The 16,220-nt window shown below is 45.8% G+C and carries 18 protein-coding genes and 1 tRNA gene; 7 read left to right on the forward strand and 12 right to left on the reverse strand.

Annotated features, from left to right (window positions below; translation table 11 throughout):
• The first annotated feature begins 121 nt into the window (after positions 1-121).
• Positions 122-364, forward strand: coding sequence for a hypothetical protein (locus QUA53_RS15150; protein WP_333219589.1), 243 nt, complete (start codon positions 122-124; stop codon positions 362-364).
• A 140-nt stretch (positions 365-504) separates the two neighbouring features.
• On the opposite strand, the gene QUA53_RS15155 is transcribed toward QUA53_RS15150, so the two are convergent.
• Positions 505-1,254, reverse strand: coding sequence for an abortive infection family protein (locus QUA53_RS15155; protein ID WP_333098136.1), 750 nt, complete (start codon positions 1,252-1,254; stop codon positions 505-507).
• A 281-nt stretch (positions 1,255-1,535) separates the two neighbouring features.
• Between QUA53_RS15155 and QUA53_RS15160 the strand changes: the two genes are divergently transcribed.
• Both QUA53_RS15160 and QUA53_RS15165 read left to right on the forward strand, forming a co-directional pair.
• Positions 1,536-2,309, forward strand: coding sequence for a Uma2 family endonuclease (locus tag QUA53_RS15160; protein ID WP_333098133.1), 774 nt, complete (start codon positions 1,536-1,538; stop codon positions 2,307-2,309).
• A 72-nt stretch (positions 2,310-2,381) separates the two neighbouring features.
• Positions 2,382-4,250, forward strand: coding sequence for a tetratricopeptide repeat protein (locus QUA53_RS15165; RefSeq protein WP_333098132.1), 1,869 nt, complete (start codon positions 2,382-2,384; stop codon positions 4,248-4,250).
• 150 nt (positions 4,251-4,400) lie between these two features.
• On the opposite strand, the gene QUA53_RS15170 is transcribed toward QUA53_RS15165, so the two are convergent.
• A complete protein-coding gene (locus QUA53_RS15170) occupies positions 4,401-5,036 on the reverse strand; it encodes a L,D-transpeptidase (protein WP_333098130.1) in 636 nt (211 codons plus the stop codon).
• A gap of 669 nt (positions 5,037-5,705) precedes the next feature.
• Between QUA53_RS15170 and QUA53_RS15175 the strand changes: the two genes are divergently transcribed.
• Both QUA53_RS15175 and QUA53_RS15180 read left to right on the forward strand, forming a co-directional pair.
• Positions 5,706-6,206: an autotransporter gene (locus QUA53_RS15175; RefSeq protein WP_333098129.1), complete on the forward strand. Its 501-nt coding sequence runs from the start codon at positions 5,706-5,708 to the stop codon at positions 6,204-6,206.
• A gap of 297 nt (positions 6,207-6,503) precedes the next feature.
• On the forward strand, positions 6,504-7,850 hold the full coding sequence (locus tag QUA53_RS15180; RefSeq protein WP_333098128.1) for a sorbosone dehydrogenase family protein: 1,347 nt from the start codon (positions 6,504-6,506) through the stop codon (positions 7,848-7,850).
• A gap of 212 nt (positions 7,851-8,062) precedes the next feature.
• Here QUA53_RS15180 and QUA53_RS15185 read toward each other — a convergent pair whose 3' ends face one another.
• The 4 genes from QUA53_RS15185 to QUA53_RS15200 all read right to left on the reverse strand — a co-directional run bounded on the left by QUA53_RS15185 (position 8,063) and on the right by QUA53_RS15200 (position 10,737).
• Positions 8,063-8,629 (reverse strand): DUF924 family protein, encoded by a 567-nt coding sequence (locus tag QUA53_RS15185; protein WP_333098126.1) that lies wholly within the window; start codon positions 8,627-8,629, stop codon positions 8,063-8,065.
• Between the two features lie 143 nt (positions 8,630-8,772).
• The gene (locus QUA53_RS15190; protein ID WP_333098124.1) at positions 8,773-9,129 is read right to left on the reverse strand and encodes a peptidoglycan-binding domain-containing protein; all 357 of its coding nucleotides are present in this window, start codon (positions 9,127-9,129) and stop codon (positions 8,773-8,775) included.
• Between the two features lie 129 nt (positions 9,130-9,258).
• The gene (locus QUA53_RS15195) at positions 9,259-9,897 is read right to left on the reverse strand and encodes a ThiF family adenylyltransferase (RefSeq protein ID WP_333098123.1); all 639 of its coding nucleotides are present in this window, start codon (positions 9,895-9,897) and stop codon (positions 9,259-9,261) included.
• A 12-nt stretch (positions 9,898-9,909) separates the two neighbouring features.
• The gene (locus QUA53_RS15200; RefSeq protein ID WP_333098122.1) at positions 9,910-10,737 is read right to left on the reverse strand and encodes a hypothetical protein; all 828 of its coding nucleotides are present in this window, start codon (positions 10,735-10,737) and stop codon (positions 9,910-9,912) included.
• Between the two features lie 153 nt (positions 10,738-10,890).
• Here QUA53_RS15200 and QUA53_RS15205 point away from each other — a divergent pair, with 153 nt between their 5' ends.
• Complete coding sequence (locus tag QUA53_RS15205) at positions 10,891-11,283, forward strand: DUF4189 domain-containing protein (protein WP_333098120.1); 393 nt, start codon at positions 10,891-10,893, stop codon at positions 11,281-11,283.
• Between the two features lie 143 nt (positions 11,284-11,426).
• Here the strand turns inward: QUA53_RS15205 and QUA53_RS15210 are convergent, their stop codons facing one another.
• On the reverse strand, positions 11,427-11,768 hold the full coding sequence (locus QUA53_RS15210) for a hypothetical protein (RefSeq protein ID WP_333098118.1): 342 nt from the start codon (positions 11,766-11,768) through the stop codon (positions 11,427-11,429).
• Positions 11,769-12,204: 436 nt separating this feature from the next.
• Between QUA53_RS15210 and QUA53_RS15215 the strand changes: the two genes are divergently transcribed.
• Entirely contained in the window at positions 12,205-12,459 is a 255-nt protein-coding gene (locus QUA53_RS15215) for a DUF433 domain-containing protein (protein WP_333098117.1), read from the forward strand.
• Between the two features lie 275 nt (positions 12,460-12,734).
• Here the strand turns inward: QUA53_RS15215 and QUA53_RS15220 are convergent, their stop codons facing one another.
• From QUA53_RS15220 to QUA53_RS15240, 5 genes are all read right to left on the reverse strand, one after another.
• On the reverse strand, positions 12,735-13,193 hold the full coding sequence (locus QUA53_RS15220) for a DIP1984 family protein (RefSeq protein WP_333098116.1): 459 nt from the start codon (positions 13,191-13,193) through the stop codon (positions 12,735-12,737).
• Between the two features lie 73 nt (positions 13,194-13,266).
• On the reverse strand, positions 13,267-14,706 hold the full coding sequence (locus QUA53_RS15225; protein ID WP_333098114.1) for a hypothetical protein: 1,440 nt from the start codon (positions 14,704-14,706) through the stop codon (positions 13,267-13,269).
• Between the two features lie 198 nt (positions 14,707-14,904).
• Positions 14,905-15,366 carry a hypothetical protein gene (locus tag QUA53_RS15230; RefSeq protein ID WP_333098112.1) on the reverse strand — a complete coding sequence of 154 codons (462 nt, stop codon included), beginning with the start codon at positions 15,364-15,366 and terminating at the stop codon, positions 14,905-14,907.
• Between the two features lie 314 nt (positions 15,367-15,680).
• Positions 15,681-15,753, reverse strand: a tRNA-Lys gene (locus QUA53_RS15235).
• Positions 15,754-15,968: 215 nt separating this feature from the next.
• Positions 15,969-16,169 (reverse strand): hypothetical protein, encoded by a 201-nt coding sequence (locus QUA53_RS15240; RefSeq protein WP_333098110.1) that lies wholly within the window; start codon positions 16,167-16,169, stop codon positions 15,969-15,971.
• Positions 16,170-16,220 lie beyond the last annotated feature (51 nt).

Genomic DNA, 16,220 nt, shown 5'->3' on the forward strand with positions numbered 1-16,220 from the left:
GCACTGCCGCAGCTAATTGTCTTGCTCAAAGACTCCAATCTAAATGTGAGTAGTAGTGCAGCCTCTGCTTTGAATAAAATCCGTGCAAAGGCTTAAACTGTACTGCCGCAGCTAGTGGCTGTTGACAAGGTGGAATTTCGAGTTAAATACTGACAGAATCGGCGCTGATTATAGCAATATGTACATTAGCCAACCCGACCCGGATCTTTACAAACAAATCCATGTGTTTGACAAACAATGTCAGGCTTTTACTTTCGTGAGGTCGGGAGTGGAGGGCGATCGAGCTTGGTGTTATTTCAAGAATGGTGTGCCGTCGCCAACTACCAGAGAAGACCGGAATTCTAGTATTAGACCGAGGTGGTAACAGAAAGAGGGAAACGAAATGTTTTTAACGTTTCCCTTTGCAAGGTCAGCATTTCAACGGTCTAAAGTTCTGGTTGAGTGACTGCAACTAGCCTTTGTAATCTTACCAGTCGCTTTCCCCAGTCCGTTCCAATCGCCTTGTTAGGTCGCTTTCGACAATCTTTCCTCCCAAGTTGCGACCAAAAAAGCTGCCATTGAACCCGCCAAGTTGACAGCAAGTGCAGCGTGTCGAGGAGAAGGTTTAATAGCTTGTTTCCCTTTACCATGAGCATCACTAAGCTTATTACGTAAAGTACCAAGTCCTGAAATCACACTCTGGCAACCACCAAGAATTTGTTTAAAAACCTCTTCTTGATGTTGTTGAGGAGCCAGATTAAGTTGCTTAGCAGTTTCATAATAGAGTTTATGCAAATCATCTTTCTCACTATGAGAAATGCCTGCTTCATCCAAAATGTGTTTACAAACCGATTCGATTAATGTACGCGCCATAGTAATCGCTGCTTCTGGATCGTGATTTCGGCGTTCAAGAGCTTTTTGCCAAGCAATATGAACCTGTTCTGTATCGAAATTGATAAGAATGGCGGAAATATCATCATCTGCTGGTTGAGCCACAATAATATTTTGCTCTAGAGACGCAATCAATGAACCAAATTCTTCCCATATAAATATCCTTCGTTCTTGGTAGGTACCGAACTTTGCTTTAATAAAACCCCAGAATTTTGAGAGTTCGTCGCAATTTCTAACAAATTGAGGAAGGCGCTCTCTGAGTGCGCTATCTCTCAATAACTCTAAACGGAGTTTACTGTATTCCCGCTCACTGGGATCGCCACCTGTCGCACGAGCAATAAATATCTCTTGGAGTTGCCGTACTTTATCTAAGCGTGTCATCATCGTTTCTAAAAGCTGAATTATAACCTCAACATTCTAACCTTTACTAACTCACATTGTCCAATTAACTATCAAGCTTAAGATCGTATAGATTTATTTTCATCTTTTTTGTGAGGCCTCACTAACTACAACTATTAAATATGGTGTTCCCAAGGATCGCCATTTAGCGAAGATTCCCGGTGCCAAAAATACTGAAATTATGCCGCAAGAAATAACATCGCGCTATAATATTACAATTGCCGTACCGCTTCAATCTCCTCAAGCCGTCTCGCCTGGGTAATCTTATGACGATGTACGTACCGGATTCGCAGCCTTCGCAAACAAAAGTCCTCCCTACGATGTATGATTTACCCAGTCAAGACCCGGAGGAACCCGGTTTGCCTGACGAATTCCACGAGTTTCAACCCGAACTGCTGCGTCTAACCTGCCACCCCGCAAATCATCCGCCAGAACAAATATTTATAGCTACAGACCTCAATCTCTACTACGATTCTAACCATTTCAATTGGTACAAAAGACCTGATTGGTTTGTCGTCTTGGGGGTTCCGAGATTCTATCGAGGTGACGAATTGCGCCTCAGCTACGTGATTTGGCAAGAAAATGTCAGTCCTCTGGTAGTAGTGGAATTGGTGTCACCAGGAACTGAAGATGAGGATTTAGGAATTACAGAAGGAGCACGAAATAAACTCCCTACTAAGTGGCGAGTTTACGAACAGATTTTGCAGATTCCTTACTACTGTGTTTTCAGTCGGTACAACAATCAACTGAGAGTATTTCGCTTGATTGGCAATCGTTACCGCGAACAAGTTTTAACCGAACCCAGATTCTGGATACCGGAATTAGAATTAGGTATAGGTTTGTGGGAAGGTTGTTATCAAGGTTGTTCGAGGTGGTGGCTGCGTTGGTACGATGTCAGTGGAAATTGGGTTCTGACTTCCGAGGAGTTTGAAAGGCAGCGAGCAGAATTAGAAAGTCAGCGGGCAGAATCAGAAAGTCAGCGAGCAAATCGATTAGCCGATCGCCTCAGAGCAATGGGCATTAATCCAGAGGAGCTGTAAAATTAAATAGCATCATGAAATGGTGCAAACTGCAAGCGCTGTCCATAAAAATTTATTAACTAAAAATAACTTATGCCAGACTCTACCTCACTGCGCGATCGCTACCTAGCCCTAATCGACAAAATTGTCGAAATCACCCTCAAAGGTCAAATTCGCTCCAAAGAACAAGTTTATCAAATGCTGGTGCAAGACATTAGTACCGGTACGGGCGAAATCTTTGAACGCTGTTTCGGTGAACGCCTTGATGCCACCGAAAATCAACTCAGAAATGAAAAAGACGAAATCAAACAAGCAAAGGCAAATCGCACCCTCCGAGCTCTCAAAACCATCCAAGGAGAATGGGAACGCTGGCAGAAAGATAACCGCGTCGATCGCGCAATTGCATCCTCAATCCAACAAATCGTTACTGCCGAATCTAACTCTCGCCTCCTGGCATTATTGCAAGTAATCGATCCGAATAAAGAACATCCGTTGACTCTTGCTCAATTGCAGCAATTGGCAAAATCTCTGCACCAACAAATGCTGCAAACTGCCAATCCCGAAACCGAACAAGATTTGCAGCAAATCACCGCCGGCATCGCCAAAGGTTTAGAATCTTGGCAGCGTTTGGAACCGGAACTTGTGGGCTGGATTTATCAGCCGCAGCAGCTAGGATTTGCCGGTAGTCCCGAACAAAATGGGCCTTGGGCTTTTTGGGCAAAAAAAGTTAATAGTCCCTTTCCCCAGGCTCTGTTGAATACTATTGCGCTTGGTGAATCTGTAGTTCAATTCGCGGCAAAAGAATCGAATTTAGATTTAAGAATATTGGTGGAATTGGCGATTATTTTGCAGTGCTTGCAGCGGGCGTTGGCGACATGGTTTGACAAGCAAGTTTACGATTCCAAAGTGTCAACAAAAGCTTCAATTTCTACTTACATTACTTTTGCGGTAATTTGGAGTCAGCTAGCTAGTGGGTTTAATAATTCTACCAAGAGCGGCGAGCAGTTGGCAAATGCTTGTTTTCAAGTAACTTTGCAAATTTTGCGGGCTTTTTCTCAGCGGGAATACTTTCCCCTTTACGGGGGAATTTTTGCTTCGTTTGATGGTAAAGCCCTGCGACATACTTTGGATTATTTAGACGAACCGCTGCGGCGAGTTGAAGGCACTCAGGCAAAAGCTCGGATTCTGACGCTTTTGGGTTATTCGATGCAGGCGGCTGGGGCCTACGAGCGATCGCTCTTGCTGCACAAGCAAGCGCTGGAAATTGCCCGTACTGAAGGAGACAAAGCTTGCGAAGTGGCCAATCTCAATCACATCAGTCGCAACTATGTTGCTCAAAAAAATTATCAGGAAGCGATTAATTACAGCCAGCGGGCTTTAATTATGGCACGACAAGCGGGAGAGCGACAAGGCGAGGCAAATGCTCTGGCTAATTTGGGTTACAGCGAAGTGTTTCAAGCGCGGCAGTTGGAGGAGGTGGAACCGGAGGTTTACGAGAGTGCGATCGGTTATTTGGAACAAGGTTTGTTGCTATCGGAAAAATTGGGCGATCGCCAAAGTCAAGCTTTTTGTTCCAGCAGTCTCGGTATTGCTAAAATCGCCCTAGAAAATGCTGAAGCTGCGATCGAATATTTGCTCAAAGGTTGGCAAGCAGCTCAATTCTCAGGGGATTTATATTTGCAAGGTCTGAATTTGGCTTACTTGGCTCAAGCTTATTACAGAATCAACTCACTAGAAAAAGCGATATTTGCGGGCAGTTTGGGGATGTATACTTTGGAGCAAATTGGTGCGATGGAGTGGCGTCAATCGGCTGGTTTGTTGACAATTTTGCGGGGTCAAATGGGGGCGGAATCTTTTAAACAATCTTTGGCGAAAAGTCGAGCGAATATCATTCCGGCGATCGGTGTTGACGGCTACGATTACATCCCGGAGTTGCTGGAAAAATATCAGCAATCTATCTAATATCAAAATCGCTCGGCGGTTGAAACCGCTACTATACAAACGAAGTCCGCCTACGCGGACTAAGAAATTATTCAGTCCGCGCAGGCGGACTTTGTATGTGTAGCCGCGATTTCAATCGCCGGGAATTGATGTTTTTATAGTTGCTAATAATTAATGCTCAACTATCACCGGTGTGCCAACTGCGACTTTCTCAAATAAAGCCTGTGCGTCTTTATCAAACATCCTGACGCAGCCGTGAGAAGCCGCCCCCCCGATCGACTCTGGATTCGGAGTACCGTGAAAACCAATCACATTCTTGCCATCCGTCCAAAACCCCATCCACCTACTCCCTAATGGATTGTCTGGCCCAGCAGGAATAAGTTCTCCTGTCCAAGGATTTTGCCAAACTGGATCTTTGATCATTTGAATAACTTTAAAATTGCCTGTAGGAGTTTCCCACCCGCCTTTTCCCACAGCAACTGGGAAACTGGTTTGCACCTTATTTTGTCGGTAAACATAGACGCGGCGTTCTCGCAATTTCAGGACTAAACGCACTTCCTCAATAGGATTTACTGCAGGCTTTGGTTCCTGGGGAATATAACGAAATGGTTCTCCCAAGGGCGGCAGTTCTGGGGTTCCGAGATTCGGCAATTTTGTCTCGGATGTGGGCCGCTGCACTGCGATCGCACTCTTACTTGAATTAGCCACCACTTCGGCAGTCGCCTGCTGCTGTAGGCCGACCGACAGCGCGGCGGCACTCAAGCTCAGTACAATTAACTTGTTAAACAAAAATTTGCTCTTCACCATTGTTTTGTTCGCTAAACTCCTCACCAGCATTTCCTACAAAGTTCCTATCTAATTATCCGCCAACTGCACCCGATGAGAAAAATTTTGAGATGGCTTTTTGAGGGGAACTGCGCTGCACAGTTTTTAGTTAAAATTCCACAACTGATAGCTTGTAACTCAACACAAAGCTTAGGCAATAATACTAAAACCACAATGTTTTTATAAGCTGCTCAGTGGAGTTACGCAATAGAATGTCGTGAGAAAACCCGGTTTATGCGTAAATATTGCCACAAAATGATTAAATTTTACCTCCGACTAATTTGATTTTTTAGCCATGACCGACTGGCGATCGAGTATTCAAACTATGGCGCTACTGTATCCGGCAAGCACAATCTGTCTTTGGGTAGAGTCCCCGCCAGCAACAGTTAGGTTGGCGGAAAAAACTGCTAAGGTCGATCGAATAAACTCAATATATCACGGCAACACTCTAGAGAACCAAACCGCTGAACTTGTTGTAAATCGGGAACTTATGATGTAAAATTTAGTCTTTCAATACTTGTTCGATAATCTTTTTTTGAGATTGTCATAAATTTCCTACTCTGGGGATTAAACTGGATTAGGTATAGAGGTTGGGACTTTCGCGCTGCGGAAGCAAACCCGACCCTGAATAGCAGTTAATGTGAGGTTTCAATGCGTCTTCAGAAGATCAAATTATTGACAGGTGCAACACTGTCGGTGCTAATTTCGGCGGTCTCAGTACATCCTGCGATGGCTAACCCTGCAACTCAAATAGCCCAAACGCAAACCACCACTACAGCAAACACTAGAACCATTGTCGGTTTTGTCAAAAGTATTGTCGGCGACGTAGTAACTATTCGCGAAGAAAGCGCGCCGTACAGGACTCTCAGGATTCAAAGATGCGTCCTGAGAATTATTGGCCTAGTACCGGGAATGAAAGTCAGAGCCACAGTCGCCGGATCTCAGATACAAAATATCGCGGTGATCCCCGATTATAAGGTGGTAGCCACAACGGTTGCTCGTCCCGCAACCCCAGCACCGGCACCGCGTCCGGCCCCAGAACCGCCACCGCGTCCGGCTCCTCGTCCGGCCCCGGCTCCGGCTCCGATTCCGGCTCCCCGTCCAATTCCGGCTCCGGCTCCCCGTCCGGCTCCTGTGAGAGGACTTTGGTAGAGCTAGGTTATACGGTTTAGATTTTCGATTGAAGATTGGCAATGACAATCAAGCAATTCGATCCGGGACTATTGGATTCATTCGTGGGGTCGCTTTCTTCAATTTAAAATCTAAAATCTAAAATCTAAAATCCACTGACTGATAAAGCTCAAGGTTTGGATCGCAGGTCTACAGTTGTATTCTTTTTTGCAACTGGTATCATTAAATGGAATTAAGCCACCGCGCAGGCGGTGGCTTAGCTGTTTAATACCAGTTAGAATAATAGAATTGTCCAGCAATTGTTTAGAAATCGCTGCTATGTATTACCTGCGTTTCTTGCTGCTAATTCTGCTGTTGCCGGTGATTGCGTGCGATCGAGCTACAGATGCGATCGCCCCTGCTGTGGGCGACAACGGCCCCCTGTCGCAAATTCCCTCCCGTGCACCGCTGGTAAATGTTGGGACAAATCAAATTGTACCGACCAAACCGCTGTCGCCGCAGCCAATCCGCATTGTTGCAACTTCTTTGCCGCAGCCAGGAGCCAGCGATAGCGCCTCAAAACCTCCTCAAGTAATACCGATTCCCGCATCGCCAGTGCTGCGCGTGCCTCCTGGCTTTGTCGTTAACGTTTTTGCTGACAATTTAGACGCTCCCCGATGGCTGGCTTTGACGCCGACAGGCGATGTTTTGGTAACAGAAACGCGACAGAATCGGATTACGCTGTTGCGGGATACCAACCGCGACGGCGTTGCTGAGGTTCGCAAAACTTTTGCAAGTGCCCAAAACGGGTTAAATATTCCCTTTGGTATGGCTTTTGCCGATCGCTATTTTTTCATCGGGAATACCGATGAAGTCCGCCGATTTCCCTACACAAAAGGGCAGGAACAATTGACAGGTAGCGGTCAAAAAATTGCAGATTTACCGGGCGGCGGCTACAACCAACACTGGACGCGAAATGTTGTCGTTTCCCCCGACAACAGCAAGCTTTTCGTATCAGTTGGCTCGCAGTCTAATGCCGATGTCGAACCGCTGCCGAGGGCATCTGTTCAAGTGATGAATTTGGACGGTCAGAACAAGCAAATTTTTGCTTCCGGTTTGCGAAATCCAGTGGGATTGGATTTTCACCCAAAAACCAATCAACTTTACGCAACAGTCAACGAACGCGACGGTTTGGGAGATGATTTGGTGCCGGATTACTTGACAAGAATTCGTCAAGGCGAGTTTTACGGGTGGCCTTACGCTTATTTTAAGCCGAATTTGCTCGACCCGCGCCACGCCAGAAACGGCAATAGCGATCGACCTGATTTAGCGGCTAAAACATTAATGCCAGACGTGCTGTTTCAGGCGCATTCGGCGGCTTTGGGGCTTCAGTTTTACGACGGCAAAACGTTTCCCAAAAGATTCATGAACGGGGCATTTGTGGCGTTTCGCGGCAGTTGGAATCGCAACGCAGGAACTGGTTATAAAATCGTGTTTGTACCTTTTAATGCAGCGAACGGACGCCCTCAAGGTTATTATGAGGATTTTCTGACTGGTTTTCTCACAGATCCGTCGGGTCCGAAAACTTGGGGACGGCCTGTTGGTTTGCTGGTTTTACCTGACGGGAGTTTGCTGTTTACTGAGGAAGCGAACAACCGGATTTATCGGGTGCAGTATCGCGGCTGAGGATGGGGCGATGAATAAATTATTCACCAGCGTCTACTTTTTGTTGAATTAACAATGTATCTTCTTTTATAATTTCACTATTCAATTTTGATAGTCCCTGGGTTGGGGCGGGTTTTGTAGAGAGATTGTCTCCTGTTGGTTGTGATTGCCAGCTAAAACCGCCTCTACAAGCCTCAAATATATCAGAACGATCGAGATTTTGCGATCGCGCTTTAAAATCCCGAACCAGGTTGTTTGAGAAATTCCGCTTCTTGGGGGGTTGTTTCGCGGCCTAGAATTTGATTTCGGTGAGGAAATCTCCCAAAACGCTCGATTATTTCCAAATGCTGCAACGCATATTCAATGAGTGAATCGCTGTCAGGTTCGCCGCTGAGTTGGCTAAATAGTTCCACAGATTTTTGCTGGTTTTCTAAGCTTTCGCTGTGTTGAAAAGGCAGATAAATAAACAATTTTTGTACAGTCAGCAATTCGCGATCGAAGTTATGATTAATAGCGTATTCGGCGGTGGCTAAAGCTTTGCTGTCTGTGGCGAATGCTTGGGGCGTTCCGCGAAACATATTGCGCGGAAATTGATCGAGCAGTATAATTAATGCTAGGCAATTTTCGGGGGAATTTTGCCATGAGTCAAGTTGACCGGAGGCGGCTAGTTCGTATTTTGGCAGAAAGCGCGCTCGCACTTCTGCATCAAAATCCGCATTTTTTTCAAACCATTTCTTGTGGACTTTGCCCAATTCAGGAGAGTGCGATCGACCAAACCAAAAATCTAAAACTTCATTCATTACCACTCTAGTTTGCGATTGATTCTTGAGGGCAGTTTCTGTGTATGTAGTTGCACAAAATTCGAGCTCTGCACAACTACAAACCACAGCGATTAATGATTAGGAATAATGACTTAAGAACCTTTGTTGTGCGGTGCTTAAATTTAGGAACTAGCAAACAGTCTGTCCCAAGTTTTGCCTCCCACAACTCCGTCTACAGGAATATCCGCTTGTCGCTGAAATCTTTTCACTGCATTTTCGGTTGTCGGACCGAAAACGCCATCAATTACGATCGGGTGTGGGGACAAGCCCCGCGCGTTCAACAACTTTTGCAGTTTCTTCACATCGTGCCCTTTCGAGCCGCATTTTAAAATCCTTTTATGGTGTCTCACTGCTGGTCGATGGCAATCATCAGTGTAGCAAACTGCGGAGCCCGCTGCATAGTTTGCTCTACTTGTGCCCGTCAAAACTAATAGGGCGAGAATTGCTAGTAAATAATAAAAAGTCTGTGATCCGGCCATACTTTCCCTGTTAATTTTTCAAGCGTTTTTTGCAAGTTGGACGATTGTTTGAGGGTGAGAAACCGGGTTTATAGGATGGGGGCATCCAATCTTGATTGACCAGGTTTCTGGCAACAGTCAACCGACATTCTACAATATAAGTGGCTTTACTGCAAAATCTCCAATCGTGCAAGTTAAATTTTGTTGCTCTTTGGTAGCAGCAAAGGTAACAATTACTTCGCAGGCAACTGCAACCGTCAGCACTACCAAGTTTCTCGCCAGCGGGTAATCGCAAACGTCATCATTCGCCGCTGAAGGAACCCGATAGTGTTGGTTCCAAATTATTTCCGAGTAATCTGCAGCTAATCCGACGTGTACGCATGGAAGGGAGGCACTCGCACAGTAATCCTTGACTGCTTGCCGCCCGATACTGTTATCAAAAGTATCGATGACTGTGGCGCTGTTGGCCAGCAGCCGATCGGCATTTGCGGGCGTCAATTCTTTTGAGTGCGCGTCAATGCTGACTCCCAAAGCGCGGTAGATGTTGTTGGCGAGAATTTTGGCTTTGAATGCGCCGATGTCCGATCGATAATAGGGTTGAGTGGAAAGGTTGCGTTCCTCGATGCGATCGCGGTCGATGACTTTTAACTGACAAAAGCCCGATCGCGCCAGACTTTCTGTAATATTCGCACCCAAAGCGCCCGCGCCGCACACCGTTACCGGAAAATTTTCGATCTGCGACATCACTGCGGCACTTCTGTAAAGTTGTTCGTGAAAAAATATGCTCATGGTAATCAAGAATTAGCGATTTTCGACGACTCCAACCAATGAATGCAAGTCGAAGTCTTTGTCCAATCCGCTGAGACAAATGCCCGCACTCATAACTGTCAAGTCAGTTTTGGCGATCGCAGAAGTGTGGTGTTCTCCCGTTCCGCTAGTCCATTCAACCAGCCAATAATTTTCGCGATCGCAAAAATCCCGCAATTCACCGCCGCCCATTTTTAGCGCCTGCTGCAAGCGCTTTTCTTCCCGCACTTTCGGATCGAAATCTTTAATATTTCGGGACACCAATTCGTAAACAGTTCGCATTTCCGGCGTCATCCCTTTAAAGCGAACTTCTTGAGGCAAAATCAACTTTTTTAAAGCTGTTTTCAACTTCTCAGACTGCAGCGGATCGGCGCGCCTGTCAATTTCTTCAAACCACAAACAATGACCGTCCCACCGCGCAACAATCGGCTCAAACTGCGAACCTTCTGTTACTAAATGAACTGGTACGGGTTTCGCAACACCCGTGCGCTGTTTAGCATCCGATTCGTTAACAGGATAAGCCAGCCACGTTTGCCCTTGCAGCAGGCAAGCCAAGTGCAAGCGAACGGGGAGGAGGAGTTGCAAATACTCTGCCACTTGCGCCAAACTCGGCTCCTCAATTACCGCAGCAATTTTCTCATTTACTGGCCCAAAAATAGCCCATCCTTCAAAGTTGCGTGGCTGCGGTTGAAAAGTATAAACCATTGAGCTAACCCTTGTCCGCACGCTCCCCCCGGGCACGCAAGGAGCCAGGAATTGGGTATCGAGTAGCTTCCCTTCTTGGGTAGCGAGTTGGCTGAGGATTTTGCGGATATCTGCCACTGAATTGACCTCCGTTATCTTACTTTTTGTTACCTAAGACACTTTAAATTTAAGAAAATCTAAAGATTACTCAACACTATTGACAGAAATTAATCTCCTAATCTAATATTGAGCGAACCTCGCAACTTAACCTTGTAAATATCTTAAGTAAATATGCTGCAAAAGCTTTTTTCTAAGTGGGTTGTAGTCACAGCTTTGACACTTCCTCTTTTTGGCTCAGTCCAGGTAGCTAAAGCTCAAGATACCTATGGAGCTACTGCTTATTCTCCGACTTCTGACGCCACTGGTATTAGTTGGGATCATGCGACAGAGAAAGAAGCACTAAACGCAGCAGTAGCCGTCTGCAATGAACAAAGCGGAGGTGCGAACGACTGCGAACCCCTGACATCTAATAGTAATAATTGTGGAGCGATCGCAGTAGGCAAAGGAGGAGCCGGTGCGGGCTGGGGCGACGATAAAGCAGCAGCAGAAGCTCAAGCTCTCGCCGGTTGCAGCGAACTAGAGGGTGGCAGTTGTAAAGTGCAGCTTTCAGCTTGCAACAACTAATTAAACTGCTAAAAATCGGTGGAACAGGTGTATATGTGGGCTGCTCAAACAGCTTAAAAAATAGTAAACGTATGGTGTGCACTGCACACCATACCAAATACAACTCAGCTAAAATTAGGGTACGCAATGCAAACCCTACGCAGTTAATCTCCTACTTCGGAAGTAACTGCATCTGGTGGCAGCAAACTTTCTAATCTATCTTTAGACCAATATTCAGTAGGGTAAGCGAGTGCAATAATATCAGAGAGTCGAATCAGCCACGTAACTTGTCCGTAAGCATCGATATGTTCCGCCTGTTCGTTAGGGGGAACTATCACCAAAAGTTCCAAAAACTCCCCGAACAAATTAATCGGGATGCCGCCGAAACTGCTATTATTTGTTTTAATCCAAACTTTGCTGCCTCGATCGAGAGCTTCTTGCAGTCGCTGGCAGAGCAAACTGGATGTTTTGACCTGGGATTTTTTGGCTTTCGACTTTTTTCCCATAGTTTTAAGAAGTTAAAGTAGTTGTATTGTGGGTTGCACAGTCCGTTAGACAGTGGGTTTAGATTTAGTGCGATCCTCTTCGTTGGCGTAGCCCCCGTAGGGGCGGGCAACGCTTACGCAGTTTGGTATTGAAACGGACAAAAGGAAAAAGGGCGATCGCCCCGTCGCTACCCCATTACTCTAGTCTATAAGAAAGTGCTGTACTGCGATCGTAATAACAATTTAATCGCAAAATCGGGAAATGACACCCGCTCAAAAAAAATGCCACTGTCACCAAACTCCAAACCCTGGTTGGCATCAGTGATTCCCAATCTAAAATCTAAAATGGTATTACCTGCCGTATCATGTTACACAATCAGTCAACGATATCCGTGTTTCTACTGTACCCAAATGCAGTATAATCGGCGGAATCTTCCCAAATCGTTTAAGTAAAACAATGGACTGGCGAAAGCTCATTCATCCAAACTCGAAAGCTTCAACAAGTCAACCAGCAGCGCCAGAAACTCGATTGTCTGTAGAATTTTTGCTGGGGCTCTTTGCTGCGGGATGGACTCAACAGCAGGTGTTAGAGAAATATCCTGCACTCAGTGCGGAAAAGTTGCGCGCTGCTTTGGCTGGTGCGGATTCAAAATTAGTGTCATCCATCGCTAATCCAGAATTACAAGAAATTATCGAGCAAATTAGAGAATAATTTAAAATAGGGAAAACGCTTTCGGTTGAGGATGAAAAAAATCGAAATTTTAACAGCTTCACAGCCTTATGGAATTCCAGATACCTTTTGCAATTGAGCAAGAAACCCCTAACCCACCCTCACCAATATCAATAGACCTGCACGCGGTAGTAACTTTAACAATGCCCTGTACGCTTGTAACAATACTGGGCTTAATTTGTGAGATTTTAGCATGACCCCTCATGCCAGCAGTTGGGGGGTTGTGCTCGCTTCTATTGCATTGGCTACCAACTTGCTCAATCGATAAGTTCAGTATTCCAGTTTGCTTGCTGTATTTTAGTATCTAACTCCCGATACTGTCTAGACATTCGATCCATTAGCGTTTGCACTTCACCAATGTTGATCGTACTGAAAAATTTGACTTCCGATCGACTATAGCGGTCTTGCCTAACAGCGCTTTCGTCAACTAAAGACTTGTAGATGCCACGCTTAAGCGCGAGAGCATCTCTTTTGGCTAAAGCATCCGATAAACTAACTCCATCTTCCAGAGTTGTCAGCGAATTAGTCTTGTTAATTTTCTTAATTAAGTCTTCGAGTTCTTGCACCCCTCCATCTACTTCGCTAATGAGTGCTTGGGGATTTTCTGGAGGTTCTTCTCCTTCCTGTATTTTAGCACTTATTGTCAATCTGTCTCGCAGTTGTTCCATTCTTTTTTGACAGTCAGCTCTTAAAATTAAAGCTTCCGCTAGTTTCATAGTGTCTTGTCCTTCAGATCGGTGCAAATTTTGGCTATATAATAAGTAAGGTGTGCAGTGCACACCCTACATTTTACTTGTCATCCCTCACAGGCAGCGACGTATCCAGAATTTCCATCAACAATTCCAGCCGCGAAGGACGGCTCAACATCGGCACTAAATTCGGCAAGGAGTAATAATCACCTGCAAACGTAAAGGTTTCCACCGATACTTGTTTGTCCTTCAATTGCTTCTGGACATATTGGCACCAAGAACCAACTCGCACAATCACAACATCAGGAATTACCCCCAAACTGCGGCAGTAACTCTGATAAGCATCAGCAAAATAAGGTGCAGCGTTTTCGCCTTCATCTGTTACCATAATGAATTGCTCGACAACCTGCTTTTTAATTCGCATTGCTTCCACCGCGCAACCGCAACTTGTGCCGCCGCCAGCGCGAATGTGCTTGAAAGCGCCTTCCCAGTCAGTCAATTCGCTGCCGTTTGCTTGCACTGGATACGGTATCGTGTCAAAGGCATAAACGAACAGTGCAGCCTCGGAAATGCCGGAAATCAAAGCAGCGAGACGCTTCCCAACTTCGATCGCACTTTCCATCGAACCAGACTTGTCAATCAACAAACCGGTTGCTTTCGCAATCTTGCCGCGCTTCTTCACCTGTTCGTTTGTCACCGCTTCCAGCTTCGCCGCCGTTGCTGCGTCGAAGTTCGCGCCCGCGCCCGCAACACTCGCTTTGTAAGCAGAAACCCGATCGCACTTTGCGGCTTCATCCAGCTTCGAGTCAATCAACTGCTTGACTTCCGCGTGATCCATCGCGCCGCGCGACTGAATCGATTTCAAATTGTTGATGACTTCCTGCGGCGACATCGAGTTAATCAGCGCCGCCAAAACTGTTGGCGTTAGCTGTCTGATCGCACCAACTGCGATCGTATACGGAATCTTGTACTCAACAATCAAATTCGCCTGTTCCGCAGGTGTCGCGGCCTTCGCCAACTGCTTCAAAACGAATGCCAGAGAGTCTTCCGGCGGCTTGTCTTTAAACAGGATAGCATTAGCGCGATCGCTCGGCTTGACGTGCAGCGTTGCGTACAAATGCTTCATCGCCTTCCGGTTGCGGATGGCGGCGCGATCGAAAAACTGCGGATTCTTTTCCCGCGATTTCAGATAGCGAGTGACAGCAGTGCGCGCGCTGCGAGGCACCTTATTCTGGTGCCGCTTCATAAAGTCCACAATCCGCGAAACCTCGTAGGGAGGGAACTCTTGCAGCATCATAAAACCGGCATCTCGGTGTTCCGTCAGCGCCGAAGTCAGCAAATTTCCGGCAAAAACTTCCTTGTGATCGCGCACGTCGCCGTGACGTTGATACCACACTGCTAAATGACCGTAAAAAATGGGGTCTAATTCGATAATTAACTTGTGAATTTCTGCTACTTTTTCTAATACACGGTGAGGAGTGGTGAGCAGACTGTTGAGCATTTCCAAACGCAAATCGCGTTCTGCTGTATTCATATTCATTGTTTTTACCTTCCTATTGATTTTGGATTTTGGACTTGAGAAGTATTCCAAATCGGCGGTTGGCAGTTGTTGCAGGTTAGCGAGTGAATTTAAAAAGTCACCGCGCAAGTTTGGGGAGCTTTTTTTGGTAAACCTAAATAGGGTTTGTATCTAAGCTCTCGCGATTGGGGCGCGGCAAAAACTGCGATTTTCAATTAACTATTTGAGAGAAACTCTTTCTAATTCCATTGCTCTCATATCAGGTTCAACCCAGTTCTGTCGAGCTTCCCAGGACATCAGGCGATCGCGGGTGTAATAGCGAAATGGTAAAGTGCGATCGGCATATTTGGCAATCAAACCATTAGCCAGATCTACGATCGACCGATTTTGGCTTTCATCGGCGAGACATTGGCGAATAGTTCGCACCCAAAACAGCGTTAGTGTTTCGTGATACCCACTGTTTTGTGTGATTTCAATTCCTTGAACCGAGTTGTAACGTTGAATCCCATTGCGAATCGCATTGATTGCTTCTTGCTCCGAGTCATAAAACAGATACCACAGAGCAACCGTTAAATGTGCTTCGTGCGTCCATTGACTTCGCGGCAAGCTGCCTTCTTGGAAGGCATGAATTAGACTGTCTATCTCTTTGGGCGATCGGTAAATTAGAGTTTTTTTGATCATAATTTAAGTCTCCTCACACACCACTTTTATATCTAACTTTTTATAAATATGAGATGTTCCGCACAAGTTAGCAAAGCGTTTTGACTGTCCGATGGCTCTACCCCTGAGCTACAGCCCCTTAAACGGGGCTGGCAGGATTTGAACCTGCGACCAATCGATTAGAATGTGTGTATTCGCTTCACTCGTTAGGGTGCGGAACAAAATTTTTCTAATCTATAAACTAGAAATTTTTGACTTGTGATTATTCTAAATTGCTAAATTATTTTGGCTTTTTATAGCATTAAAAGTCACTTCGCGCAAGTTAATAAAGCCGTTGGCACATACGCAGGAGTTGAACCCGCGACCTTTTCCTTAAGAGGGAATTGCTCTACCAATGAGCTAGTATGTAAGCTTCCTTTGTTGGGGCGCGAAGTGGAACCTTTAAATGCCCGATAGATATAAAAAATTCCGCTATAAAAGGCAGCGCACAAGTCAGAGAAGCTTTTTTTCAGCCTCACGGCAAGTAGGAATTGAACCTACAATTCGATTTTAAGTCGAACGTTTCCAGTTTGTAAGCTTCTTTAGTTGGGGTGCGCTCTCTAATACGTGCCTTCAGTGAATTTCTAGCCGTAAACGGCTTCTGGGCGGACAATTAAATCACCGCTGGGACGGCGATCGAGCACGTAAGACTCGAAGCGGTCGCCCTTGACATCAAAATGCTTTGCCAGACGTTCCTTAATAGCCTTGTCGCTCATTCCTGCCGCGATACCCAGTTGGTTTTCCGCCAAGTCATAGGAACGTCCTTCAAAACGAATGTGAACCATTACCGATACCTCCTAGAGCAATTTTGGATGTTGGATTGGTAGCTTATCTGC

The organism is Microcoleus sp. Pol12B3 (assembly GCF_036701355.1).
Lineage (GTDB): Bacteria > Cyanobacteriota > Cyanobacteriia > Cyanobacteriales > Microcoleaceae > Microcoleus.

What these genes read in the sequence shown, in the direction of transcription:
- QUA53_RS15155 (WP_333098136.1), bottom strand. Translation starts at nt 1,254, where the DNA reads ATGATGACACGCTTAGATAAAGTACGGCAACTCCAAGAGATATTTATT.
- QUA53_RS15220 (WP_333098116.1), bottom strand. Translation starts at nt 13,193, where the DNA reads ATGAAACTAGCGGAAGCTTTAATTTTAAGAGCTGACTGTCAAAAAAGA.
- QUA53_RS15190 (WP_333098124.1), bottom strand. Translation starts at nt 9,129, where the DNA reads ATGGCCGGATCACAGACTTTTTATTATTTACTAGCAATTCTCGCCCTA.
- QUA53_RS15215 (WP_333098117.1), top strand. Translation starts at nt 12,205, where the DNA reads ATGGACTGGCGAAAGCTCATTCATCCAAACTCGAAAGCTTCAACAAGT.
- QUA53_RS15225 (WP_333098114.1), bottom strand. Translation starts at nt 14,706, where the DNA reads ATGAATATGAATACAGCAGAACGCGATTTGCGTTTGGAAATGCTCAAC.
- QUA53_RS15160 (WP_333098133.1), top strand. Translation starts at nt 1,536, where the DNA reads ATGACGATGTACGTACCGGATTCGCAGCCTTCGCAAACAAAAGTCCTC.
- QUA53_RS15210 (WP_333098118.1), bottom strand. Translation starts at nt 11,768, where the DNA reads ATGGGAAAAAAGTCGAAAGCCAAAAAATCCCAGGTCAAAACATCCAGT.
- QUA53_RS15170 (WP_333098130.1), bottom strand. Translation starts at nt 5,036, where the DNA reads ATGGTGAAGAGCAAATTTTTGTTTAACAAGTTAATTGTACTGAGCTTG.
- QUA53_RS15165 (WP_333098132.1), top strand. Translation starts at nt 2,382, where the DNA reads ATGCCAGACTCTACCTCACTGCGCGATCGCTACCTAGCCCTAATCGAC.
- QUA53_RS15195 (WP_333098123.1), bottom strand. Translation starts at nt 9,897, where the DNA reads ATGAGCATATTTTTTCACGAACAACTTTACAGAAGTGCCGCAGTGATG.
- QUA53_RS15230 (WP_333098112.1), bottom strand. Translation starts at nt 15,366, where the DNA reads ATGATCAAAAAAACTCTAATTTACCGATCGCCCAAAGAGATAGACAGT.
- QUA53_RS15205 (WP_333098120.1), top strand. Translation starts at nt 10,891, where the DNA reads ATGCTGCAAAAGCTTTTTTCTAAGTGGGTTGTAGTCACAGCTTTGACA.
- QUA53_RS15180 (WP_333098128.1), top strand. Translation starts at nt 6,504, where the DNA reads ATGTATTACCTGCGTTTCTTGCTGCTAATTCTGCTGTTGCCGGTGATT.
- QUA53_RS15240 (WP_333098110.1), bottom strand. Translation starts at nt 16,169, where the DNA reads ATGGTTCACATTCGTTTTGAAGGACGTTCCTATGACTTGGCGGAAAAC.
- QUA53_RS15185 (WP_333098126.1), bottom strand. Translation starts at nt 8,629, where the DNA reads ATGAATGAAGTTTTAGATTTTTGGTTTGGTCGATCGCACTCTCCTGAA.
- QUA53_RS15175 (WP_333098129.1), top strand. Translation starts at nt 5,706, where the DNA reads ATGCGTCTTCAGAAGATCAAATTATTGACAGGTGCAACACTGTCGGTG.